Source organism: Halobacillus sp. AWM4_238, from assembly GCF_056158265.1.
The window spans coordinates 1,839,873-1,864,481 of record NZ_JBSWSY010000002.1; the positions used below are offsets into that span (position 1 = coordinate 1,839,873).

The 24,609-nt window shown below is 42.1% G+C and carries 21 protein-coding genes; 1 reads left to right on the top strand and 20 read right to left on the bottom strand.

Going from position 1 to position 24,609, the window contains the following annotated elements:
* Window positions 1-14: 14 nt before the first annotated feature.
* From ACXACN_RS09535 to citZ, 17 genes are all read right to left on the bottom strand, one after another.
* Window positions 15-1,373, bottom strand: a complete 1,359-nt coding sequence (locus ACXACN_RS09535) for a replication initiation and membrane attachment family protein (protein WP_474964012.1) — start codon at window positions 1,371-1,373, stop codon at window positions 15-17.
* Window positions 1,374-1,511: 138 nt separating this feature from the next.
* On the bottom strand, window positions 1,512-1,976 hold the full coding sequence (gene nrdR / locus ACXACN_RS09540) for a transcriptional regulator NrdR (protein ID WP_474964014.1): 465 nt from the start codon (window positions 1,974-1,976) through the stop codon (window positions 1,512-1,514).
* A 38-nt stretch (window positions 1,977-2,014) separates the two neighbouring features.
* The gene (locus ACXACN_RS09545) at window positions 2,015-2,389 is read right to left on the bottom strand and encodes a cytosolic protein (RefSeq protein ID WP_474964016.1); all 375 of its coding nucleotides are present in this window, start codon (window positions 2,387-2,389) and stop codon (window positions 2,015-2,017) included.
* Between the two features lie 268 nt (window positions 2,390-2,657).
* Complete coding sequence (speD, locus tag ACXACN_RS09550) at window positions 2,658-3,035, bottom strand: adenosylmethionine decarboxylase (protein WP_474964018.1); 378 nt, start codon at window positions 3,033-3,035, stop codon at window positions 2,658-2,660.
* A gap of 248 nt (window positions 3,036-3,283) precedes the next feature.
* Entirely contained in the window at window positions 3,284-4,318 is a 1,035-nt protein-coding gene (locus ACXACN_RS09555) for a glyceraldehyde-3-phosphate dehydrogenase (RefSeq protein WP_474964020.1), read from the bottom strand.
* A gap of 131 nt (window positions 4,319-4,449) precedes the next feature.
* Window positions 4,450-5,049: a dephospho-CoA kinase gene (gene coaE / locus ACXACN_RS09560; RefSeq protein WP_474964021.1), complete on the bottom strand. Its 600-nt coding sequence runs from the start codon at window positions 5,047-5,049 to the stop codon at window positions 4,450-4,452.
* A 12-nt stretch (window positions 5,050-5,061) separates the two neighbouring features.
* Window positions 5,062-5,664, bottom strand: a complete 603-nt coding sequence (locus ACXACN_RS09565) for a manganese efflux pump (protein WP_474964023.1) — start codon at window positions 5,662-5,664, stop codon at window positions 5,062-5,064.
* Between the two features lie 47 nt (window positions 5,665-5,711).
* Window positions 5,712-6,551, bottom strand: a complete 840-nt coding sequence (mutM, locus tag ACXACN_RS09570; protein WP_474964024.1) for a DNA-formamidopyrimidine glycosylase — start codon at window positions 6,549-6,551, stop codon at window positions 5,712-5,714.
* A 15-nt stretch (window positions 6,552-6,566) separates the two neighbouring features.
* Window positions 6,567-9,206 (bottom strand): DNA polymerase I, encoded by a 2,640-nt coding sequence (polA, locus tag ACXACN_RS09575; protein ID WP_474964026.1) that lies wholly within the window; start codon window positions 9,204-9,206, stop codon window positions 6,567-6,569.
* Window positions 9,207-9,402: 196 nt separating this feature from the next.
* On the bottom strand, window positions 9,403-10,332 hold the full coding sequence (hflC, locus tag ACXACN_RS09580) for a protease modulator HflC (protein ID WP_474966842.1): 930 nt from the start codon (window positions 10,330-10,332) through the stop codon (window positions 9,403-9,405).
* Window positions 10,326-11,285 carry an FtsH protease activity modulator HflK gene (hflK, locus tag ACXACN_RS09585; RefSeq protein WP_474964027.1) on the bottom strand — a complete coding sequence of 320 codons (960 nt, stop codon included), beginning with the start codon at window positions 11,283-11,285 and terminating at the stop codon, window positions 10,326-10,328. The genes hflC and hflK overlap by 7 nt, the downstream gene beginning before the upstream one ends.
* A 958-nt stretch (window positions 11,286-12,243) precedes the next feature.
* Window positions 12,244-13,998: a two-component system histidine kinase PnpS gene (gene pnpS, locus ACXACN_RS09590; RefSeq protein ID WP_474964029.1), complete on the bottom strand. Its 1,755-nt coding sequence runs from the start codon at window positions 13,996-13,998 to the stop codon at window positions 12,244-12,246.
* On the bottom strand, window positions 13,999-14,694 hold the full coding sequence (locus ACXACN_RS09595; RefSeq protein WP_474964031.1) for a response regulator transcription factor: 696 nt from the start codon (window positions 14,692-14,694) through the stop codon (window positions 13,999-14,001).
* Window positions 14,695-14,961: 267 nt separating this feature from the next.
* Complete coding sequence (locus ACXACN_RS09600; RefSeq protein ID WP_474964033.1) at window positions 14,962-15,438, bottom strand: MaoC/PaaZ C-terminal domain-containing protein; 477 nt, start codon at window positions 15,436-15,438, stop codon at window positions 14,962-14,964.
* 75 nt (window positions 15,439-15,513) lie between these two features.
* Entirely contained in the window at window positions 15,514-16,452 is a 939-nt protein-coding gene (gene mdh, locus ACXACN_RS09605) for a malate dehydrogenase (RefSeq protein ID WP_474966843.1), read from the bottom strand.
* A 23-nt stretch (window positions 16,453-16,475) separates the two neighbouring features.
* Entirely contained in the window at window positions 16,476-17,750 is a 1,275-nt protein-coding gene (icd, locus tag ACXACN_RS09610) for an NADP-dependent isocitrate dehydrogenase (RefSeq protein ID WP_474964035.1), read from the bottom strand.
* Between the two features lie 110 nt (window positions 17,751-17,860).
* Window positions 17,861-18,979: a citrate synthase gene (gene citZ / locus ACXACN_RS09615; RefSeq protein ID WP_474964037.1), complete on the bottom strand. Its 1,119-nt coding sequence runs from the start codon at window positions 18,977-18,979 to the stop codon at window positions 17,861-17,863.
* A 267-nt stretch (window positions 18,980-19,246) separates the two neighbouring features.
* Here citZ and ytvI point away from each other — a divergent pair, with 267 nt between their 5' ends.
* On the top strand, window positions 19,247-20,359 hold the full coding sequence (gene ytvI, locus ACXACN_RS09620) for a sporulation integral membrane protein YtvI (RefSeq protein WP_474964038.1): 1,113 nt from the start codon (window positions 19,247-19,249) through the stop codon (window positions 20,357-20,359).
* 884 nt (window positions 20,360-21,243) lie between these two features.
* Here the strand turns inward: ytvI and ACXACN_RS09625 are convergent.
* The 3 genes from ACXACN_RS09625 to pfkA form a co-directional block, all read right to left on the bottom strand.
* Window positions 21,244-21,636 (bottom strand): FxsA family protein, encoded by a 393-nt coding sequence (locus ACXACN_RS09625; RefSeq protein WP_474964040.1) that lies wholly within the window; start codon window positions 21,634-21,636, stop codon window positions 21,244-21,246.
* Between the two features lie 108 nt (window positions 21,637-21,744).
* Complete coding sequence (gene pyk, locus ACXACN_RS09630; RefSeq protein ID WP_474964042.1) at window positions 21,745-23,508, bottom strand: pyruvate kinase; 1,764 nt, start codon at window positions 23,506-23,508, stop codon at window positions 21,745-21,747.
* A gap of 28 nt (window positions 23,509-23,536) precedes the next feature.
* Window positions 23,537-24,496 carry a 6-phosphofructokinase gene (pfkA, locus tag ACXACN_RS09635; protein WP_474964043.1) on the bottom strand — a complete coding sequence of 320 codons (960 nt, stop codon included), beginning with the start codon at window positions 24,494-24,496 and terminating at the stop codon, window positions 23,537-23,539.
* Window positions 24,497-24,609 lie beyond the last annotated feature (113 nt).

A 24,609-nucleotide genomic window follows, 5' to 3' on the forward strand; every position in this document is an offset into this window, starting at 1 on the left:
TGGTCTCCCCCCTTTTAATTACTTTTGTTAGTCAGTTTCTTAATCCTTGCTGCTATATCGTCTGTATTGACTTGTACAGATTTCCCCTTCTCATGTTGAGGTCCTTCTTGCTGGTTAAACCAGGCAGGGATCACTTCTTCTTTTTGATTTTTACGCTTATAGGATTTCTGCTTACCCCATTGCTGGTACTTTTGATGTTCAGCTTTCGCGAGGTTCATCGCTTGTCTAACCGTTGTGACATTTTTCCTTGCCCAATGACTTGCAATTTTCTCAAGGTAAGGCTTAGACAATTTCATATCCGTTTTTAACAACACGTAATGAACGAGAACATTCATAACCCCTGGTTCTATCCCTTGTTCCGTCATTACGTCACGAATCATTTTCAAGTCTTGCTCTGATGCCCGGTTTCCACTGGATACATCTTCAAGCAATTCCCTTGGAGAGATCTCCTCCAGCATTTGAATGAACTGATCTTCTTTCGTCCCACTTGATGGTGTATCTTCGACCTTCATTTTCTCTCTACGATCTAAAGCGGCATCCTTTTGGCTGTCATTTGTTTGTTCCTTCATGAAATCATGACAGGCTGCCTTCAACTCTTCTTCAACTAAGTAGTGATTTTCATCAATGGCCCATGTGACGGCTTTTTCCAACTCCGTGTTTGATAAGTCATACAACGTAGCAAGTTGGACAATTAATTTTTTGTTCCGACCTGTTAAGATTTGCTCTGATGGATACATTCGCTTCTTTAAAGCATGGTTCAGCCAATGAAAGTCTACTCGATCCATGGACGCTACCGGACCTCTTGATTCTTGCTGATGATTTTGCTGCTTTGCAATGGCTTCCGTTTCTCTTTGGACGGTTTCAATCATTTTATTATGAAAAACTTCATCAAAAGTAGCCGTTACTTCAGTAAAACCCTCAATCGTTTGTTCAGTGTTTACTAAACGGCTTTTTAAACGGTCATACTTCTCCTTACCCAGCTCATGATAAAGCAGTAAGGAAAGCATATCATCGAGAAAGAATTCTTCAGGAGAAAACGGAGGACGGACAGAGTAGAGATATACGGCCTGTTGGTCTTCATCATATGAGCGGAACGTCCGTAGAAGCCCGATGGCCTCTAATTTCCCCCTCGCTTCATATATTCTGTCCAAAGGTGCAGAAAGGTAAGACATCAAGGTATGGTGAGACTGTACTTGTCCTCCTTCAACCATTTCCGATTCGGATATAAGGACATGATAAAGAGAAACAGCCAATCTCCCTACAATCGGCTGGTATAAATGTGACAAGGAACGATGAAAACTACGAGGCAGTTCTCCACTACGTATAATTTTAAACCCGTCCACTGGGAGAAGTTTGCCAATAGAGTAACTCACCGTCTCCACCTCCTTCAATCGTTAAAGCTTATTCACTCATTCAATAAGGAAGTCAAGATTCATTTCAAATCTTAAAAAATCAAGATCTCCCTTACAAAAAACGTTAATCCCAGAAAAAGAAAATGAGCCGGAACAGGCTCATTCATTGTCTTCATGTTTAATTAATTCCTTTAATTCGTCGATGAAAACATTGATGTCCTTGAACTGTCGATATACGGAAGCAAAACGAACATAAGCAACTTCATCAATGTCAGACAGACGCTCCATCACCATTTCACCAATATCTTCACTCATGACTTCAGACACGCCACGATTTCTTAGTTCCTTTTCAATATCCATGGTCACGCCTTCCAGTTCCTCCACGGCCACTTGTCTCTTTTCACAAGCTCGGATCAGTCCACGCATCAGCTTTTCACGACTGAACTCTTCCCTTGTGCCTTCCTTTTTCACAACGATCAGCGGAACTTCTTCGATCCGTTCAAACGTTGTAAATCGGAATTGGCATTGTTCACATTCCCTGCGTCGTCTGATCGCCTGTCCTTCTTCAATGGGCCTGGAATCAAGGACTTTTGTACTTTTATAGTGGCAATTCGGGCACTTCACGTATGATCAACTCCACATCATCTTCTTTTCGGCAGTACTCAGGAAGGGTCCACCGTTGTGAACTGACTGTCTAATTTTTTATAAAGCTGAACGATTAGATTCCGGCTGTACCCAAAATCAACCGGACCTCCTGAGTCTGTGGTAACAGAAAAGTCAACGGCTGTTCGAAAAGGACGTACCATAATGACCGTCACAACAATAAACGCACGTCTGTTTCCTTTATACTTGACGGTCAGTTCCCCACGTTCTTTAGAGCTTGCAACAATTTCTGAAGGCGACGGAAACAGTCCTTCAACAGCACGGAAAAGATCATCATGCTTAGCTTTATAGTAGTGTGTGACAAGCGCAGAATCCTTATGCTTTTCACTCGTTTCGGAATGATTGCTGAAATACCTGGAAATAAATGCTTTCACTTACCTAACCCCTTCAATTCCATTCGACATAATCTCCCTTTATTTTAACATGACTTATGAAAATAAGAAATGATTATTGAAACCCAACGAAAACGAGCGTGTTCTAAACACTATGGATTATTCCCTGAAAACGACGCTCTATTATCTCGTATTCTAGTCTCTAAGAACCCTGCATTCGTTGAACTCCGGAGTCGAATCCAACCATCTATCAAATGGTTTATAAAGATAAAAGAAGCCACGCAGAATGACTGCGCGGCTTCTCTTTCCATTATAGAGCGCGAGACTGCTGTACTTCTACAGGTCCCATTCCTCTAGGTACTTCTACGGTTTCATTTTTACCCGCTTCTAGTGCATCAACGATGTACTGAGCAGCAACATTAGGATCAATGCGGTCTCCGCATGTATAAACGTCAATACTTGCATACCCATGCTCTGGGAAGCTATGAATCGTCAAATGTGATTCAGAAATAATGACGACACCACTAACTCCGTGAGGGGCAAATTTATGAAACGCGACTTCTCGCACTTCTGCACCTGCTTTAAGGGCAGCATCTACAAAAACTTGTTCTATATACGACATATTGTTCAATTTTTCTTCATTACAATTCCACAGTTCAGCAATTACGTGTCTTCCCATTGTATCCATATTAAGGATCCCCCTTTGTACATTCACTCTTCATTACCTCTGAAATAACAGCCATGCACTACCACGGGGGAAAGTTAGTCCTGAGAGGTCCTAACCCTTTGAGTAGACATGAATTTATATGAAATTCAGAAGTTCAAGAGAAAGTATATATGGTTTACCCCTAATTTGCAAGAAATATTTTACTGCCTCTCGTACATATCATCTTGCTGGTTTCGGGAGGAGCATAGATACAATAGGGTGCGAATGGTTTATGACACGCGGGCCTCTTTTTCTTGTTTCATCATATTACCAACATACTTAGCAAGATCTACCACTCGGCAGGAATAACCCCACTCATTGTCATACCAGGCCAGCACTTTTACTTTACGGTCATCGATGACTTGTGTAGATAGTCCATCGATGATAGCTGAGGATGAAGATGTTGTGTAATCAATGGAAACGAGTGGTTCTTCACTGTATTCCAAGATTCCTTTCATCCCGCCCATAGCCATTTTCTCAAAGGTTTCATTCACTTCTTCTGTCGTAACTTCCCTCTTTAAATCCACGACAAGATCAACAAGCGATACATTGGGAGTCGGTACACGCAAGGCCATCCCGTTCAACTTCCCTTGAAGAGTCGGAATCACTTCTCCTAGGGCTTTTGCAGCTCCAGTTGATGTAGGGATGATCGATTGAGTACAACCACGAGCCCGTCGTAAGTCTTTATGTGGATTATCTAAATTCTTCTGATCGTTAGTGAAGGCGTGGACCGTTGTCATTAAACCATTTTCAATGCCGAATTCATCCTCCAACACTTTTACTACAGGGGCGAGACAATTCGTAGTGCAGGAGGCATTCGAGATGACATCGTGACGATCAGGCCTATAGGATTCTTCATTGACACCCATCACGATTGTTGCATCTACTTGTTTTCCTGGCGCAGTAATAATTACTTTTTTAGCTCCAGATTCCAAGTGGAGACCTGCTTCTTCTTTGGTTTTAAACTTGCCTGTTGCTTCGATTACAATATCGATATCCAGTGCATCCCACGGCAGTTCCAATGGGTTTCTTGTAGAGCAAAGCTTTATTTTCTTTCGATTGACGACTAAGTCCCCGTCAACGACATTGACTTCCCCTTGAAAACGTCCATGCACACTGTCATATTTGATCATGTGAGCAATTGTTTCGGCTGGATAACTTGCATTAACGGCTACCAACTCCATAGATTCATCCGCCACAGCCTTTCTAAATACCATGCGACCAATTCTTCCCAAACCATTAATAGCAATCTTTGTTTTCCCCATGCTGTTCCAGCCCCCTATATATGATATACTTTTACTCTCCAATTCCTAAATTAGTATAACATATTGTAAGCGGTTTTACATAAAGAATGAAAACTTTCTACAAAAAATAACACGTCTACCCAGACGTGTTATTATACGATGTTCCAACCTTGAAGTATGTCTTTTAATTGCTGTAAACTTTCCTCAACAGATCCCGTGTTATCAATGACCGCATCGGCCATATCTGCTTTCTTTTTCACAGGTATCTGTGCGTGAATGCGTTCTTCAGCATCCTCTCGATTCGATTCATCCCTTTCCATCAATCGCTTCAATTGTGTTTTTTCATCCACATAAACCACGAGAATTTTTTCTACGTAGTCAGTTAAGTTGCTTTCGAATAAGAGAGGAATATCCAGGACGACCGCTTGATATTGTTGCTGTTTATATTGCTCCCGCCGCCTGATCATTTCTTCTCTCACTCTAGGGTGGACAATTCCATTCAAGCGCTCTCTTTTTTTCTCATCGGCAAAGACGATTTTTCCGAGCTTTTTCCTATCAAGACCCCCGCCCTCTTCAATCACTTCTTCTCCAAAAACCTCTATGATATCTTGAAAAGCAGGTTCTCCGGGCTGCACGACATCCCTCGATATTTGATCGGCATCAATAACAGGAATAGCCATATCTTTGAACATCTTAGCTACTGTGCTTTTTCCACTTGCAATACTTCCCGTTAATCCAATGACTAAAGTCATCCTGACACCTCCTTAAGATAATTTAATCAAACCAATGATTATGAGTAATACGCCTGGTAAAATGGATAAACTTTCTGCTTTATCACTAAGCTTTGAACCGCTTAACATCCCACAACCGAGCATAAAAAAAGTGGCGACGGTAATCATAATCGCTGTGAATAAAATCGGAATTCCCATGAGCGCCCCGCTGATTCCAGCACCTATTGTGTCGAGAGATAATGCAGCTCCCAAAAGCCATACTTCTTTTCCACGGATACCACCGGAGTGATCAACATCCGCTGCTATAGGATCATTCAGTACTTTTGCCGGGTTAAGCCATGGTTCCTTCTTCGCTTCACTATCCTTCTCTTTTTTGAAAAACTGCCATAGAAAATAGATACCAATTCCAATTAACGCAAGTGCCCCTGCACGTTCAGCGTCGTCCGCTGCCACAACTGCCGCTAATAAATGACCGAAGTAGGAGGACAACAAAAACATACACCCTGAAACAATCGCTATTAAAAAGACGCCTCTTAATGTAAGGCCGACTTTTTTCAAACCTAATACGCAGCCAATCCCAAAACTATCGATGCTGACTGCCGTGACGAACAAAAAAATGAACATGCCAATCCCCATGCATCCCACACCTTCATAACTTAAGCTGTGGGATAGTATATGGGGGTTTACCTAGGAATGTGTAAAGGCTGGCATGTAGGACAGATATGCGTTCCTCTTCCACTAACCTTCAACTTCGTAATTGGAGTTCCACATTGGACACAATCTGTATCCTGCTTCCCATAAACACGAAGCTTCTGCTGGAACATCCCGATTTCTCCTTGACTGTTCAAATAGGAACGAATGGTCGTTCCCCCTTGTTCAATGGCCTCAAGGATAACAGAGATACTTGCTTCACGGACTTTTTCAACTTCAGCTTTAGTCAGTGTATTCGCAATTCGTTCAGGATGAATCCCTGCTCTGTAGAGGGCTTCGTCCACATATATATTTCCTAATCCAGCCACGATCGACTGGTCAAGCAGAACGGCTTTCATATTTCTTGAGGTTTTATTCAGCTTCTCATAGAAATATTCAACGTTGAAAGCTTCATTGAAAGGATCAGGTCCCAATAGAATGAGTGGTTTGTTCTCCATTTCCATCCCTTTTGGAAAAGCATGCATGGTACCAAATTTACGAACATCGTTATATCGGAGTTCAGTTCCGTCCGTAAAATGAAAAATTACGTGGGTATGTTTAGGCTTCTCTAGTGCTCCTTCATACACGCCGAATTTCCCTTCCATGCGCAGGTGGGAGACAAGGGCAATGTCATCCATATGAAAGATCAGAAATTTCCCTTTCCGGTCGATGTCCTGAATGGTCTGTCCAATCAGTAACTGTTCGAACTCTTTAGGGTCTTGAGGTTGTTTGATGATGTTCCCCCAAAATACAGACACTTTTTCAATCTCTTTTCCTAATGCGAGGTGTTTCAATGTTTTTCTGACTGTTTCTACTTCAGGTAACTCTGGCATCGTTTCATTCTCCTCTTACTTTGCATCATACCATGTGTCCCCGTAAGAAGAATCGACTTTTAGAGGGACATCTAAATCTACGGTATTTTCCATGACGGATGATACAATCTCCTGTAATTGCTTCACTTCATCTTTTGGTGCTTCAATGATTAATTCGTCATGCACTTGCAACAAAACTTTGGCTTGCATCTTCTCTTCTTGGAGTCTTTCTTCAAGGTCAATCATTGCTTTCTTTATGATATCTGCAGCACTACCCTGGATCGGTGTATTCATAGCCGTCCGCTCGGCAAAGCTGCGCTTATTGAAATTTCGACTCTTAATATCAGGTAGGTATCGCCTACGGTTCATGAATGTAGATACATACCCTGTCTCTTTCGCTTCCCTCACCGTGTCATCCATATAAGACTTCACTCCAGGATAGCTCTCAAAATATTTATCAATGAACGCTTGAGCTTCCTTCCGCGAAATACCAAGACTTTGGGAAAGCCCATAATCACTGATCCCGTATACAATTCCGAAGTTAACTGCTTTCGCCTGTCTTCTCATTTCACCAGTAACGTCATCGCTCGATACCCCGAACACTTCACTTGCTGTTTGGGTGTGAATATCTTCCCCTTCTCTAAACGCCTGCATAAGCTTTTCATCCTGAGCAATATGAGCAAGGACACGGAGCTCGATTTGAGAATAATCACTAGCAAACATGACCCATCCTTCCTGGGAAGGGATAAAGGCTTGCCTTATCTTACGACCTTCTTCGAGACGGATCGGGATATTTTGCAAGTTAGGATCTGTAGAACTTAATCGCCCGGTTTGTGTGAGAGCTTGATTAAAGCGTGTATGAATTTTCCCGGTCTCTTCATGAACGACCTTCAGAAGACCTTCAATATAAGTTGACTTCAACTTTCGAAGCTGACGATTCAGTAGAATTTTAGGAATGATTTCATGTTGATCTTCCAATTGCTCTAATACGTCCGCAGACGTGGAATAACCAGTCTTCGTTTTTTTGATCACAGGGAGCTCGAGCTTTTCAAACAAAATGGGACCTAATTGTTTAGGTGAATTTAAGTTGAAGCTTTCTCCTGCAAGTTCGTAAATCTCTTGTTCAACCTTGTTCAATCGTTCTTCAAGTTCTTCACCCATATGTTCTAACCGCTGAACGTCAACGCAAACTCCCCGATGTTCCATCCGTCCAAGAATTAGCGCCAAAGGCATTTCAAGTTCTTTGAATAATCCATATTGTTCATTATCTTTCAATTTCTTTTCCATATCCGCTTTCATGTTATAAAGAAGAGAGGCCTTTCTTCCAATATGCTCATAAAACTCTTGATCATCATCTGGTCGCTTCATTTTTGCGCCTTTACCATACACTTCTTCATCATATTTGACGGCTGTCTCACCTAAACGGTGTCCAATTGCAGGAATATCATGGTTATTCTCAGCAGGGTTAATCAAATAGGAAGCGAGCAATAGATCGAACGTGATCCCTTTCAATTCAATGCCATGACGTAAAAGCGCCACACACGTCCGTTTCGCATCAAATACCCATTTTTCGTTTTCTGCACTTTCTGCCCATGTTTGAAACGCTTCTGACTTTTTTGCATCTTCCATGGAGAAGACGAACTTTCTTTGATCATTTACAATAGCAATGCCTTCCACTGGTGAAGTATGGTAATTGTCGTAAAGCATTTCAACAACGACCGACTCTTTCCCTGTGAATAGATCAGCCCGGATTTCGTTCACCACTTCTATGTCAATCTGAGGAAGGTCCTGGATTTCTTCAGATTCCGCTCCACCTTCTTGAACACGGGAAAGAAGGGACTGGAACCCAAGATCTTTAAAAAACTCACTTACCTTTTGAGATTGATACCCTGAATATCCAATATCAGACATGCTGATTGAAATCGGCGCTGCTCGTTCGATCGTCACAAGTTTTTGACTCATTAACGCCTCTTCTTTATTTGTTTCCAGTTTCTCTTTTAATTTTTTGCCACTTACCTCATTTACGTTCTCATACAAGTTTTCAAGCGTATCAAATTGTTTTAATAGCTTGACTGCCGTTTTCTCTCCCACTCCGGGAACACCGGGAATATTATCAGAACTATCTCCCATAAGAGCTTTCAAGTCAATGATCTGATCTGGACGTACTTCCATCTTTTCCATGAGGAAAGATGGGGTGTATGTATCCACATTCGTGATCCCTTTTTTCGTAAGGCTCACGGTGATTTGTTCATTTACAAGTTGAAGAAGGTCCTTATCCCCAGATATCACTTTAACTTCTAAACCTTTTTCTCCTGCTTGTGTGGCAAGGGTTCCGATAATATCGTCCGCCTCGTAATTGTCAAGTTGATAGTAAGGGACCTCAAACGCATCCAAAAGTTCCTTCAGCACAGGAAACTGTTCTGATAGTTCGGAAGGTGTTTTTTGACGACCACCCTTATAATCCTCATAGGTTTTATGACGGAACGTCGTTTTTCCAGCATCAAAAGCGACGAGCAAATGATCAGGTTGATCCTCTTCAAGAATTTTCAACAACATGGTGGTAAAACCATAAACGGCATTCGTGTACACCCCTTTATCATTGTTTAACAATGGCAGTGCAAAGAATGCCCGATACGCAATACTGTTCCCATCAATTAATACAACTTTTTCAGCCATAGGCTCACTCCTCGTTGTATAAGATTCGCATAGGAGAATCTTATACTGTTTCTTTACCTTAGTCTTCGTTCGTTTATTGAATCAATGTATGGTTCTTCTATAGGACCTGAGTCTACCCTTTCCTAATAAAAAACGCCTTTTTCATCATTCTACCATGTTTAGAGTAGAGAGGAAAAAGGCGAGCCTGATCTATTATTTATTCGAAATATCCTAAGAGCAATTCGGCATAAGGGGAATCCTGAGGGAGGATAATGGTCGTCTCTCCATCTATCGTCTTCTTATAGGATTCTAACGTACGATATAGTTGGTAGAACTCTGGATCCTGAGAAAAAGCATTATTGTAAATCTGGGCGGCTTCCTGTTCCCCTTCTGCACGGATTTTCTCAGCATTTGCACGCGCTGTAGACAGCATTTCCTGGACTTCACGATCCACTTCTGCTCGAATTCTACTTTTATCCGCTTCCCCTTTGGACAAATACTGTTGAGCAATTTTTTCACGGTCTGTAATCATTTGGTTGAAGACCGCTTCCTCGTTCGCTTCGGGCAGGTCTGAACGTTTGATTCGAACGTCGTTTACAACGATTCCATAATCATCTCTTCGCAAGTACTCATTGACTTTGTCCGTAATTTCTTCATTCAGAACTCCTCTTGAACTCTCCTCTTCGTTAATGATTTCAGAGAAATTCATCTTCCCTAATTCAGATCGGACAATGGAAAAGATAAATTCTCCCATTCTCGCTTCCGCATTCATTTCTGTACGTGCATTAGCAATCATATTTTCAGGGTCTGTGATGCTCCAAATCGCATAATTGTCAATAATCATCCGCTTTTTATCCAACGTGGTAATCTCTTTCTCATCGACGTCATAAACCATCTTTTTCTTAGAAAGAGTAGATACTTCTTGAACTAACGGGATCTTGAATTTAAGGCCTGGGTCTTCATGAATTTTAACGACATCCCCAAATTGTCGGACGACCTTATATTCTCCCTCCTTAGCAATGACAATGGAATTCAATCCAATGAGTAGGACTCCTATGATAACTAGTAAGGTAACCCCTGCTTTTACGTACTTTTTGAGGTCATTCTTTTGTTTTTCATTTTCATTAAGTAGATCTTCACTCACGATTCTTCACTCTCCTCTTCTTCCGTCGAACCAGGAGGTACCACATTTTGAACGTTTCCTTGGTTTAAAGGAAGGTATTTCATTGTGTTTCCATCATCATTCATGATGTACACGTTTGCTTCCGGAAGCACTTCTTCCAGTGTTTCCATAACGAGACGCTCGCGTGTTATGGTTTCATTTCCTTGGTATTCTTCCAACAGGGCATCAAAACTCGCAACAGCACCTGTGGCCTGTTGAATTCTCTCTACTTTCGCACCCTCCGCCCGTTGTATGATCGCATCCTTTTCACCAAGAGCTTCTTCCCGCTTCTGGTTGGCATACTTCTCTGCTTCGTTTACTTTACTTTGTTTTTGTTCCCTGGCATCTGTCACCTTTGTAAATGCCGACCGTACTTCCTGGTTTGGGAGATCAACTTCCTGAAGGCGGACATCTATGATGGATACGCCAATTTCATAGCTGTCAATTAAGCTAACTAACCCTTCTCTTACTTCATTTTCAATTTCAGCCTTACCAGAAGTTAGAGCTTCATCAATCTCACTACTTCCAATTACACCCCTGAGTGAAGAAGAGGTGGCATTGAACAAAACCTGTTCAGGTTTTTCAGAGGCAAATAAATACGCAGCAGGATCCGTTATTTTCCATTGAACGACGAGGTCTGCCTGTAAAATCATATCGTCCCCTGTAATCATCGTTACTTTATCGGTTTCTTCTCCGCTATCATCGAAACCGAAATCTAAACTAAATGTTTCTTTCGACATTTTCTCTACTTCCTGTATAGGCCAGGGCATTTTAAAGTGCAACCCTGGTTCAGTTATACCGTCTTCCGCTTTCCCGAACGTAAGGACCACGGCCTGTTCTGATTCATCCACGGTGTACCATGTCGTAAGCAGAACGATAATCAACAACACGCCTACGACGACCAGGCCTGTCCATTTGTAAAATTGTCTAAGACTCATATCGACTTCCCCTTTATCTTTATGGATACTATAATTACGATTCTGTAACAAAAAGGTTTCAAAAAAGTGACCGCTGCACCACTTTCCATTAAAGCTCAATATTCTTGAAGACTCAGTTTCGAGACGTTTGTTGAGTGGATGGGGGCTGCGGGGAATAGCTCGCTTTCCGCGGGAGCGCGGTGAGCCTCCTCGGACTGCGTCCTGTGGGGTCTCACCCTGCACTTTTTTCCCGCAGGAGTCTCGCCATTCCCCTCCGCCCCTCTGCCATATAAGTATCTCGAAACTACTTCCAGAATGAGGCGCTTTATACGTATTAGGAGCAATAACACAAAACCTCCATCGTATGGATAGAGCTCATAACCACTTGTTATAGAGCACTTTCTTACAATAGGTAGTGATGGTGGAAGATGCTCCTTCTTGGTATAGGGGTTCGTTTCTCACAATATCGAATGGGGTGGTTGGGAAGCTGCGAGACTCCCGTGGGAGAAAGGAGACCGGCGAGATCCCTTAGTGCGGAAGACCGCCCGAGGAAGCTCGCCACTCCCTCACAGGAAAGTGTTCAAATGCGGAATCGCCCTGGTAGACACGACTGGCATAAGCAGAACAGCAAAGGAATGTGCCCTTTCATTCCTTTGCTGTTCTGCTTATGACGCGAGTGTCTGGGCGATGGAGCTAGACGAGTAGCTTCCCAGCCACCCCTGACGCCTCCCATAGCAAATGAACCCCAGAAAGTCTCGAGGCTGAGTCTTCCACAATCCTGCCATGTAGTGGAACATTTAGTAAGGGAGTTGTATTGAATGAGGAAGATAGGAAGGTGTATTTTTACATGATTATTACTAAATCTAAACAAAAAAAGGCAGAAGCGAGGGAAGCTTCTGCCAAAAAGAGAAAACACCTTGGATGAAAGGGTTTCAAAGGTATTCTAACGAAGTATTGTTAACCTTAATTTAATAAAATATTAATTTTCCGTAAACTTCTTCGGAATCCGGACATTAAAGGTCGTTCCGACATCCACTTCACTCTCTACGTGAATGGTGCCTTCATGAGCTTCTACAATGTGTTTTACTATAGCAAGACCGAGACCCGTGCCTCCTGAGTTCCTACTTCTCGCTTTATCCACACGATAGAACCTTTCAAAAATACGTGATATTTCTTCCTCAGGTATTCCCACTCCATTATCCGTGATTCTGATTGTCACATGTTCTTCTGATTCTTGAAATTCCAATGTCACTTGTCCATCGTCACCAGAATAGTTGATGGCATTTGTAAGCAAGTTCATAAACACTTGTTTCAAACGGCTGGAATCGCCTTGAATCCAGGTGTTCCCTTCTACAGAAGCGTGAAGTTTCACCTGTTTTTGCTCGGCATGTTGTTCCACAATAGGGAGGAGGTCATTTAATAAACGCTGGACTTCAATCTGTTCCACGTTTAACAAAAAGTCATCCCTTTCAAGTTTGGATAATTCCAAAAGGTCCTGAATCAAAGATTGTAAACGGCCACTTTCTTTCAAAATGATTTGTAAGAACTGTTCGAGCATCTTTTCATCTTTCATCGCCCCATCAAGCAGTGTTTCTGAAAAGCCACGTATAGAGGTGATTGGTGTTTTCAATTCATGAGACACATTTGCTACAAAGTCTTTTCTCATTTGTTCCAACTGCTTCAACTCAGAAATATCATGAAAAACCAAAACAACGCCTCTCCATTTCTGATCTTCACTGAAAATCGGGGCACCGGTTACTTCTAAATGCTTTCGGTCAATATTAACCGGAAGAACAAACGTTTCGCTGACTGTTTCTTCAAACATATATATCTTTTTCACCGTTTCATGAATGGTCGTGTAAGGGATGGCATCGTGGTACAAATGACCGATAAAATCTTTCTGCTCTCCCTTGAATGTTTCTAAAAAAGCACGATTCAAAAGGAGAATGTACCCCTTTTCATCAATCAACACCAATCCATTTCCCATATTATTAATAACGGCTTCCAGCTGATTTTCCTGCATTCCTTTCGTACTCGTCATTTCCTGCAAATTTCTAGCCAAAATATTTATGGACTGACTGAGCTGTCCTGCTTCGCCAAAATGACCTTCGTACGTTCTTGCTTTGTAATTTCCTTTCGCAAGTTCTGTAGCGACATTAGCGGCGGATCGAATCGGACGGATGTATTTAGAGAATACATTGAATCCAATAACAAAAATGACTAAAAGTCCAAGAAGTAACGTAAAACCGATCAAAAGCCATATATTCTTTGTAATATTGGTCAAGGCTTCAACAGGTGATAGAAGAATCAGTGTCCCATTTATATCATCTACGCTATTATTAACAGGGTAATAGAAGATATCATCAATCATCTGTCCTTCATTGATCTCGGAAGCCCCACCTTCAACCCTAGAAATCACTTCCTGTTTTTCACCTTTACTTATGACAGGGACAGCATCTACTGTATCAATGATTCTTTCTCCGGAATCTGAAATGAATATCATGCCCGTATTCAGCTGATCACTAAAGTTATATAACTCTTCCTGACTTACTTCCCGATCTTCCGTAAACCGATCCAAATACGTGATAAAATATTGACTTTCTAACTCGACACGTTGTTCAAATATATTAATAAAATATCCACGGGTCAGTTGCGCAAGAATAATGCCCAACCCGAACATGACAATGACCACCAAAACCGTATAGGTCATTAGTGGCCTAGTGTTGGAGGCCATTTATTTAGGTTCCTCCATCTTATATCCCAGCCCTCGTATCGTTTTGATATACACCGGCTTTTTCGTCTCGGGTTCGATTTTTTCACGTAAATGGCTCACATGGACATCGACAATGCGTGTGTCCCCAGCAAAGTCATAATTCCAAACGGCACTCAATAGTTGGTCTCTGGAAAGAACTCGGCCTAAGTTTTGAGCAAGGTAGAGAAGCAACTCAAATTCTTTTGGCGTAAACGTTAATGGCTCTTCCTTAATTGTTGCCTCATACTGTTCAGGGTAAATGGATAGATCAGCAATTTGTATGACCTTCTGATCATGGACAACATTTTCACGAACCATCCTTCTCAAAATCGCTTTAATTCTTGCTACGACCTCTCTAGGACTGAATGGTTTTGTTAAGTAGTCATCAGCACCAAGCTCTAGACCAAGAACCTTATCAAATTCATCATCTTTAGCTGTCAGCATAAGGACGGGAGTATTCACTTGCATTTGCCTTAATTTCTTACACACTTCCATACCATCCATCCCTGGAAGCATGACGTCAAGTACGATCAGATCAAAATCATCTTTCGATGCTTTTTCAAGAGCATCCGTACCATTATAGGCCACGTCCGTCTCATATCCGGCTTGATCAATATTATATTTTAATAAAGTTACGATTGATTCTTCATCGTCTACGATTAAAATTTTTTGTTGCAATGCCATCACCTCTACTACAAGTTACCTTCATCATACAATGAAGTTTACAATTTGAATACGGATCTTTACCATTTTTACTTAATCTTAATATAGACAACAAGCTCTATTTCATCCAAAGGATGCCTTTATCGTGTTTCATCTCAGGGGATGATAAGAAGGGAGGGACCGAGGATCCTAGGAAGATTATTGAATAGAAGAAAAAGGCCGCTAGTCTCGTTGGAGTCCCAGCGGCTTGTGGCCATAAGTGAATGCTAGTCGACTTATTAATTAATAAAAGTTTTCAAGAGAAATGGCATTCATAGAATCAGGTTCATAAGGGGGTTGAACAATTAGAGTCCCTTTCACCACCTCGTCGCCTTCTTCATCATATCCTACCACCTGAAGTTCAACTTGATGTTCTTCCTTATGGATCGCTGTCACTTCAGCATGAAAACGAACATCTCCATAATGATAGACAGGTTTAGGATATTCTAAATTCTGTTGGATGATATGACTTCCTGGACCAGGCAAATGCATAGAAACAATGGAAGTGATCATACCAAACACCATAACTGTCGGAACCACTGGGCGCTTAAAAGGAGTTTGGGACGCGTAATCATGCTGAATATATAAAGGATTGGCATCATCCGTCAATCCTAAATACATAAGTAGATCACGATCTTCCACTGAAAAAGAAGTTGTGAATTGTTCCCCGGATTTTATATCATTGATTTTCTTTCCAAGCTTTCTCTTTTTGCCTAACATATCCTCACCTCTTGTAAACGTTTTCTTAAAAGTTTAAAAAAGGGATCCGAGGGTTTTCCCCGAATCCCTTCATCTTTATTTTAATACATTCAACACATTTTTAACAGAATCCGCTGATTTATCCAATTGCTGTTTTTCTTCTTCTGTGAGCTCAAGTTCAATGACCTCTTCAATTCCATTTCCTCCAAGAATAGTAGGAACCCCTAGATAGATCCCATCATATCCATATTCCCCTTCCAGGTAAGCAATAGACGGAAGTATACGACGCTGATCTTTCAGTATCGCTTCTGCCATTTGAACTAACGAAGCAGCGGGAGCATAATAGGCACTTCCATTCCCAAGAAGGCCGACGATTTCTCCTCCACCTTTACGCGTTCTTTCTACGATCACATCTAAACGCTCTTCGGAAATTAGTTTTTCCAATGGGATCCCGCCTGCGAAAGAATAGCGTGTGAGAGGTACCATATCATCTCCGTGACCACCAAGAACAAAACCAGTCACATCTTTGATCGACACATTTAGCTCTTCTGCAACGAATGTGCGGAAGCGCGCTGTATCCAGAACACCGGACTGTCCAATGACACGATTCTTAGGTAGTCCAGCCTCCTGAAATACAGAATACGTCATGGCATCAACAGGGTTCGTCAACACAACAATAAAGCAATCAGGAGAGTTCTTGACGATTTCTTTCGTCACACTCTTCATGATTTTTGAGTTTGTATTGACTAGATCATCACGACTCATTCCAGGCTTACGGGCAATTCCTGCAGTGATGATGACAAGGTCTGAATCTCTTGTGTCCTTATAATCAGAAGTGCCAGTAACCTTCGCATCAAATCCCTGAACAGGACTCGCTTCCAACATATCAAGAGCTTTCCCTTTCGTTGGATCTTCCATATCAGGCACATCAACGAGTACAACATCTCCGAGCTCTTTTTGTGCGAGCATAAGCGCAGTCGTAGCACCAGTAAAACCAGCACCGATCACTGATATTTTGTTTCTACGAATAGCCATCATGACCCACTCTCCCTTATTGATTAGTCCATATTCTTAATAAGTTCGTCACCGAACTCAGAGCATTTAACTTCTGTAGCGCCTTCCATCATACGAGCGAAGTCATAAGTAACAACTTTACTTCCGATCGTCTTATCCATAGACTTCGTGATCAAGTCAGCTGCTTCTCTCCAGCCAAGGTGCTCAAGCATAAGCACACCGGAAAGAATAACGGAAGATGGGTTCACTTTATCCATACCTGCGTACTTAGGCGCAGTACCATGTGTCGCTTCGAAGATCGCGTGTCCTGTTTCAAAGTTGATGTTCGCACCTGGAGCAATCCCGATTCCACCCACTTGTGCAGCCAATGCATCAGAAATGTAGTCTCCATTCAGGTTCATCGTTGCAACTACATCGAACTCTTTTGGACGAGTAAGAATCTGTTGAAGGAAGATATCTGCAATCGCATCTTTAACGATGATCTTACCTTCAGCTTCAGCAGCGTCTTGAGCTTTATTCGCAGCATCTTTTCCTTCTTTTTCTACAATACGGTCATATTCAGCCCAAGTGAATACTTTGTCACCATACTCCTCTTCAGCAACTTCATAACCCCAAGCCTTGAAGGAACCTTCAGTAAACTTCATAATGTTTCCTTTGTGTACGAGCGTGACGTTCTTACGTCCTTCGTTCAGTGCATAATCAATGGCTGCACGAACCAAACGCTTCGTACCTTCTTCGGATACCGGCTTAATTCCGATTCCGGAAGTTTCAGGGAAACGAATGTTATGTACACCCATTTCGTTTTGAAGGAAGTCGATTACTTTCTTCACTTCTGGTGTTCCTTTTTGCCACTCGATACCCGCATAAATATCTTCAGTGTTCTCACGGAAGATTGCCATGTCTGTATCTTCTGGGCGCTTAACCGGAGAAGGTACACCTTCGAAGTAACGTACTGGACGCAGGCATGTAAACAAATCCAGCTCTTGACGAAGAGCTACATTCAACGAACGGATTCCCCCGCCAATTGGAGTCGTCAAAGGACCTTTGATTGCAATCTTATAATCTCTAATCGTATCTAGAGTCGCTTCTGGAAGCCATTCACCCGTTTGATCATAGGCTTTTTGACCTGCAAGTACTTCCTTCCACTCGATAGATTTCTCACTATTGTATGCTTTATCAACAGCAGCTTCGATGACGCGGCTTGCGGCTGCCCAAATATCTGGACCGATTCCATCTCCTTCTATGTAAGGAATAACCGGACGTTCTGGTACATTTAGTGATCCGTTTTGTTCTACTGTAATTTTTTGTGCTTGTGTCACAATAAACCCTCCTAATATTTTGTAAGAAATATGGATGGATCATCCTCTTCTATCATACGTTAAAATAGGTTGAATAAAAAGGGAGGCTTGCCGGCGTACCGGCTGCACTCTTATCGATCCTCAATTGGTGTATAGCTTTGGCCTTTAGGTCCTACGTATTCCGCACGGGGACGAATGAGACGATTGTTGGAGTACTGCTCTAAGATATGCGCCAACCACCCGGACACACGGGAAACCGCAAAGATCGGTGTGAAAATATCGTGATCGATTCCAAGGCTATGATAGACAGAAGCTGAATAAAAGTCCACATTCGCAGGAAGACCTTTGTTTTCTTTGATATAGTCTTCAATTTTAATCGACATTTCATAGTATTTGGAGTGACCTGTCAGTCCTGTCAATTCACGGGACATCTCTTTTAGATGTTTGGCACGGGGATCCCCTGAGCGATAGACACGGTGTCCCATACCCATGATTTTCTCTTTATTCTCTAATTTTTTCTCGATAGCCGGAATCGCGTTCTCTACGCTGCCGATTTCCGTCAGCATTTTCATGACGCGTTCATTCGCACCACCGTGCAATGGACCTTTTAATGCTCCAATTGCAGCCGTCACTCCTGAATAAACATCAGAGAGAGTAGCCACGCAGACACGTGCTGTAAATGTAGAAGCATTCAGCTCGTGATCTGCATGAAGGACAAGTGCTTTATTAAATGCTTCTACTTCTAAATCTTCCGGGTCTTTTCCGTTAAGCATATAAAGGAAATTTCCTGCAAAGCTTAAATCTTTTTTAGGTGATACCGGATCTTCTCCTTTACGGATGCGAGCAAAAGCAGTTACAACGGTAGGAATTTTCGCTTGTAAACGCAGCGCTTTACGTTTGTTCGCTTCTTCCTCCATGACATCAGACTCAGGATCATAGAGTCCCAGCATAGAAACAGCTGTACGCAAAGCTGCCATAGGGTGAACAGTTGATAGGTCATAAGACTTCAGATGATCGACAACCTCAGTCGGAATGTCCATATTTGAAATAAGTTCTTCCTTGAAAGCATCCAATTCTTTTTTATTTGGTAGCTTTTGATTCCAGAGAAGATAGACAACCTCTTCAAAACTGGAGTTATTGGCCAGGTCATCGATATCGTATCCGACATATGTCAGTTTATCGTCGATGATAGAACTTATGGATGATTCAGTTGCTGTAATTCCTTCAAGACCTTTAGTTGATGATGACATACAATCTCTCCCTTTCAAAAAATTCCATTTTCCTTACAATTAAAAAATAAGAAAACGCTTTACTATTTGCTTTTTTACCTTTATAGGAAAACTACCCCACAGACAATTATAAAGTATTCTGAAGAGAATGTGAATTGAAACCGTTTAATTTTGGTGTATTTTATCGAATATTCCTACATAATTATTAAAATTATACGTTTGTTGTTATTACTTTACCCCTGCCTGATTACCGTTGAGACCCATTTCTATAAAGGGGAGGTGGACGATGTGGAGAACCAAATATTACAAGTATTTCTACGATCACTATTTGTCATCTTTATGGCATTCATTTTAATATTTTTCACTTATTATTCCTGGATATACTTGCAACCTTTTATTTTTGCTCTTCTACTGTCTGCTTTTATCCAACCCTTCATTCAATTGCTGAATAAACACCTGCGAATTCCAAGAGTTATGGCTATTTTACTTGTTTTATTTATTTTCGGCGGGCTGGCAGGAGGGCTCGTGACTTTATTGGTGGCAGAGATCATTCGAGGTGTGCAGTATTTTGCATCTGGAGTTCCTGGTCACTTTACTATACTAACAGAGTACTTAACCCAGTCATTTATGAACCTCATGAGTCCCTTGTTATCAAAAGGCGAAGCGTTCACTGATAAATTAAGTCTAGATCAACAGCAGGCATTGGAAAAATACTTTATATTAGCTCAGGAAAAGTTCAGTGAGACAAGCCTATCTTTGTTAAACAGTGCTCTTGAAGCTACAGGACACTTCCTTGCAGAGCTCCCCTCTTCGTTCGCCTTTATATTCATCACCCTGCTTGCTACTTTCTTTATATGTAAAGACTGGAATATCATTATGACGTTCTTAAAACATGTATTTCCTGACGCCATGACTGAACGCATTTTCATCTTCAGGGGGGAATTTGTTCACACCATTAAAGGGCTGATTCGTGCACAGTGCATGCTGGTCACGATTTCAACTTCAATCATTGCTACAGGTTTACTTTTAATTGATGCCCCTTACCCTTTGACCATAACATTCCTTGCCGCTCTTGTCGATTTCATCCCCTATGTAGGGACAGGCATTATCTTTATTCCGTGGATCATCTATCAATTTCTCACAGGAGAATTCATGATGACCATCTGTTTATCCATCCTCTATATAGTCGTCCTGCTCACTAGACAAACGATGGAACCAAAATTGCTGGCTGATCAATTCGGTGTGCCCCCGATCATCCTTCTTGTCAGTCTCTTCCTTGGTTTTCAACTGTTTGGCCCTTTAGGTATGCTGATCAGTCCCTTAATCCTCATGACGATTCAAACATTTAATAAAACAGGAGTAACCAAAGAAATTTGGACATTTATCACAGGAAAACCATAACAAAAGCTTCCCTAGTTATTAAAATAAATGGCAGTTTTGTGGAAGACTCAGTTTTGAGACTTTTGTGTTATGGGTAGGGGCTGCGGGGAATGACTCTCGAAATCACTTCTGGAAGGATCTTCTTGTATGATTGAATGAAGAGGAGAGTATTTACCACTCCACGTCTGGTATTCAGGACGTAAAAGATCGATACATAGCGCTCCATCGATGCGTAGGAGGGAAGAGTTTCCTCTCCTGCATTGGTGTTGCAGGCATAATGAGCTCTATACCACGCTTCGTATTCAGAATAGTATCCATGGAAATTAACATCATCCACTCCTTGTGGGTAAAGCAGCTTATCCCGGAAGTAGTTTCGAGAACCTCTTATAGTCAAGGGGCGGAGGGAAACGGAGAGACTCCTGTTTTAAGTGTGGAGGCACCTTGATCAGCGGCGTATGGACTGAGCTGGCGGAGATAAAGGAAACACGAAGAACGAAGTGATTCGATGTTGACTTATCGTACAGAAGCGAGGGAAGTCTCACTAGCCGCTAAGTGCCGGAACCGGATATTTAAAAAGGGACGTGTGGGACAGGTGAGACCCCGGAAGGCGTAGCCTGAGGAGGCTCACCGCCCGCCCCATGGAAAGTGTTCAAATGCGGAATCGTCCTGGTAGACACGACTGGCATAAGCAAAAGAGCAACGGAATGCGATTTTTCATTCCTTTGCTCTTTTGCTTATGACGCGAGTGTCTGGACGATGGAGCTAGACGAACCTTTTCCCGGAGCCCCTAGAATCACACAAACGTCTCGAAACTGAGTCTTCCACAATCGGGAGCTTATATAAAGCCGGATAGTAAGGATGAGCTGCATAAAAAAACTCAGAGAAATGAATCTCTGAGTTTGCGTTTATTTTCTATAAATGGTTATCGTTCCTTTTTGCATCGCTTTTTGAATCATATTTCGAATGAAGCGTTTAATTGGGAATCTGGTAGCTGGAAACAACAGTAAAAAGCCAATCGCATCTGTTATGAATCCAGGGGTAAGCAGAACAGCTCCACCGACAAGTATACAAGCACCATCCAGAAGTGTATCTTGGGGCATTTGTCCATACTGTACAGATTGTTGGAAGTTCCTAATCGTTTCTAATCCCTGCTTTTTTGCCAACCATGCACCCAAAACGCCGGTCAGTATTATTAAAAGAATAACCCATATAGGTCCAACTAAGTTTCCTGTCCATATGAGCACACCAATTTCTAATGCGGGCACTACTAAAATAAAAAGCAATAACCAACGAAACATAGCATCTTCCCTTCTTTCCATTTCCTCTATTATACCTGTTCTACGAATACAATAAAAGAAAAGACAGAGAAGTATAAACTCCCCTGTCTTTTTCATTCCATTTATTTCTTACAATACACTTGCGTGACCTTCGTAAATATCCCCACGTGAACTATCGATTGTAATGTCAGCTCCATCTTTAATTAATTCAAGAGCATCATTAACACCAACGATCACTGGAATACCAAGACTCAATCCTACGACAGCTGCGTGAGAAGTAAGCCCTCCTTCAAGGGTGATGATGCCGGCAGCTTTTTCAATCGCTGGCATCATGTCACGGTCTGTTCCTTGTGTGACCAGGATATCCCCTTCTTCGACACGGTCGATGGCTTCTTGTGCATTTTTAGCTACGATGGCACGTCCATATGCACTCTTCTGGCCAACACCTTGGCCTTTAACAAGCACATCTCCGATTACATGAACCTTCATCAAGTTCGTCGTACCACTCTCGCCAACGGGTACACCACCTGTGATTACTACGCGGTCGCCACGGATGGCAAGACCGGAAGCAAGACTGCGTTCAACAGCAACGTCAAGCATATCATCCGTAGAATAAGCACGTGGACCCATGACGGCATAGACTCCCCATACGAGGGAGAGCTTGCGGTTTACTTCATCATCAGAAGTAATGGCTACGATCGGAGCTTTCGGACGATACTTAGAAATCATGCGAGCGGTATGTCCACTTTCTGTAGGTGTTACGATAGCTGCTGCATTCAAGTTAATTGCCGTATGCGTAACCGATTGACTGATCGCATCCGTGATCGTCATATCGCTATGCTTGGAACGTTCTTGTAAAAGAGCCATGTGATTTAAGCCTGTTTCTGTTTTGCTTGCAATATTATGCATCGTTTGAACGGCTTCTACAGGGTAATCTCCTGCTGCTGTTTCACCGGAAAGCATAATGGCATCCGTACCATCAAAGATGGCGTTCGCAACATCAGACGCTTCCGCTCGTGTTGGACGAGGGTTACGTTGCATTGAGTCAAGCATTTGAGTAGCTGTAATGACAGGTTTCCCTGCTTCATTACATTTACGAATCAAGCGCTTCTGTACAAGAGGTACATCTTCTGCTGGAATTTCAACACCAAGGTCACCACGGGCAACCATCAATCCATCACTGACTTCAAGAATATCATCGATATTATCGACACCTTCTTGGTTTTCAATTTTTGGAATGATTTGAATATGGCTGGCTTTATGCTTTTCAAGAAGTTCTTTAATTTCAAGGACATCTGATGCACGACGTACAAAAGAAGCAGCGATAAAGTCAACCCCTTGTTCGATTCCGAACTCGATATCCTTTGCATCTTTTTCTGTAATTCCAGGCAAGTTAACACTTACGTTAGGAACGTTGACGCCTTTTTTATTCTTTAATGGGCCATTGTTCAAAACAGTCGTCTTAATCTCATTTTTCTCTTTGTCGATTTCTTCTACTTGCAGTTCGACAAGACCGTCATCCAACAAGATCTTAGAGCCTGGGTGTACATCATTAATCAAACCAGGGTAAGTGACCGAGAACCGTTCTGCACTTCCTTCAATTTCATCCATAGAAACATAAGTTGTAGAGCCTTTTTCCAAATAAGCTTCTCCATCTTTTAGTGTTCCTGTACGAATTTCAGGGCCTTTTGTATCAAGTAGAATAGCTACAGTTTTTCCCGTCGCTTTAGAAGCTTCACGGATATTGTTAATTCTAGCTCCGTGCTCTTCAAAATCTCCGTGAGAGAAATTCAAACGAGCGACATTCATCCCTGCTTCAATCAGCTGGGTCAACTTTTCTACAGACTCAGATGCAGGTCCGATTGTACTAACGATCTTTGTTTTTCTAAACATTTTATTTCCTCCTCAAGTGCCTCTTACATTATATAGATAGTTCTTTGGAAAGACGATACATATCAAGGTCGATCTTGTGCTTCGTGTTCAGGATTTCTACAATATCATGATCCACCAATTTGTTCTGCTGTATACCTACCATACGGCCGGCATGTCCATTCAACAATAAGTCCACGGCATATGCGCCCAGACGACTTGCAAGCACACGGTCGGCAGCACTTGGAGAACCACCTCGCTGGGTATGACCAAGAACGGTCACACGTGATTCTAAACCAGCAGCCTCATCTATTTTGTGACCGAGATCCACACCACTTCCAACACCTTCTGCTACGATGATGATGCTGTGTTTCTTGCCTCGGTCATGTCCGCGTTTCAAGCGGTCGATGATGTCCTCAAATTCATCCTCAGCTTCTGGAATGATGATACTTTCAGCCCCGTCGGCAAGTCCTGCCCAAAGAGCAAGATCTCCGGCATTACGTCCCATCACTTCGATAATAAATGTGCGTTCATGGGATGTAGCCGTGTCACGTATCTTATCAATCGCATCAATGATCGTATTTAAGGCTGTGTCAAATCCGATTGTGAAATCAGTTCCAGGAATATCATTGTCGATTGTACCTGGTACACCAATGCATGGGTATCCTTTTTCCGTTATTTTTTTTGCCCCCATAAAGGTACCATCACCACCGATGGCTATCAAGCCCTCAATGCCATGTTTTTTCATTTGTTCGATCCCTTTTAGTTGACCTTCTTCTGTTTTGAATTCTTCACAACGAGCAGAATATAGTTTTGTACCCCCTCGCTGAATGATATCCCCAACAGAGCCAAGTTCCATCTTTTCAATGTCACCATCAATTAAACCTTGGTAGCCATACTTAATTCCGTAAACTTCCAAGCCGTGATAAATTGCTTTACGAACAACTGAACGAATCGCTGCATTCATTCCTGGAGCGTCGCCGCCACTAGTAAGTACTCCGATTTTCTTCATTCTCATCACCTCTAAAGTTTTCTAGTTATGTTGTCCCCAACCAAAGATGAATCGAAACCTCCGTCTATTTTTATAAGGATAGCCTATCCTCTAGTCTATACAATTAATAAAAC

Excerpts from the sequence above, each read along its gene's own strand:
- ACXACN_RS09555 (WP_474964020.1), bottom strand. The coding sequence starts at position 4,318 with ATGGGGAAAACAAAGATTGCTATTAATGGTTTGGGAAGAATTGGTCGC.
- mutM (WP_474964024.1), bottom strand. The coding sequence starts at position 6,551 with ATGCCAGAGTTACCTGAAGTAGAAACAGTCAGAAAAACATTGAAACAC.
- mdh (WP_474966843.1), bottom strand. The coding sequence starts at position 16,452 with ATGGCTATTCGTAGAAACAAAATATCAGTGATCGGTGCTGGTTTTACT.
- pfkA (WP_474964043.1), bottom strand. The coding sequence starts at position 24,496 with ATGAAGAAAATCGGAGTACTTACTAGTGGCGGCGACGCTCCAGGAATG.
- ACXACN_RS09565 (WP_474964023.1), bottom strand. The coding sequence starts at position 5,664 with ATGGGGATTGGCATGTTCATTTTTTTGTTCGTCACGGCAGTCAGCATC.
- coaE (WP_474964021.1), bottom strand. The coding sequence starts at position 5,049 with ATGACTTTAGTCATTGGATTAACGGGAAGTATTGCAAGTGGAAAAAGC.
- ACXACN_RS09600 (WP_474964033.1), bottom strand. The coding sequence starts at position 15,438 with ATGTTAGGCAAAAAGAGAAAGCTTGGAAAGAAAATCAATGATATAAAA.
- hflK (WP_474964027.1), bottom strand. The coding sequence starts at position 11,285 with ATGAGTCTTAGACAATTTTACAAATGGACAGGCCTGGTCGTCGTAGGC.
- polA (WP_474964026.1), bottom strand. The coding sequence starts at position 9,206 with ATGGCTGAAAAAGTTGTATTAATTGATGGGAACAGTATTGCGTATCGG.
- citZ (WP_474964037.1), bottom strand. The coding sequence starts at position 18,979 with ATGTCATCATCAACTAAAGGTCTTGAAGGAATTACAGCAACTGAATCA.
- pnpS (WP_474964029.1), bottom strand. The coding sequence starts at position 13,998 with ATGGCCTCCAACACTAGGCCACTAATGACCTATACGGTTTTGGTGGTC.
- ACXACN_RS09625 (WP_474964040.1), bottom strand. The coding sequence starts at position 21,636 with ATGTTTCGTTGGTTATTGCTTTTTATTTTAGTAGTGCCCGCATTAGAA.
- pyk (WP_474964042.1), bottom strand. The coding sequence starts at position 23,508 with ATGTTTAGAAAAACAAAGATCGTTAGTACAATCGGACCTGCATCTGAG.
- speD (WP_474964018.1), bottom strand. The coding sequence starts at position 3,035 with ATGGATACAATGGGAAGACACGTAATTGCTGAACTGTGGAATTGTAAT.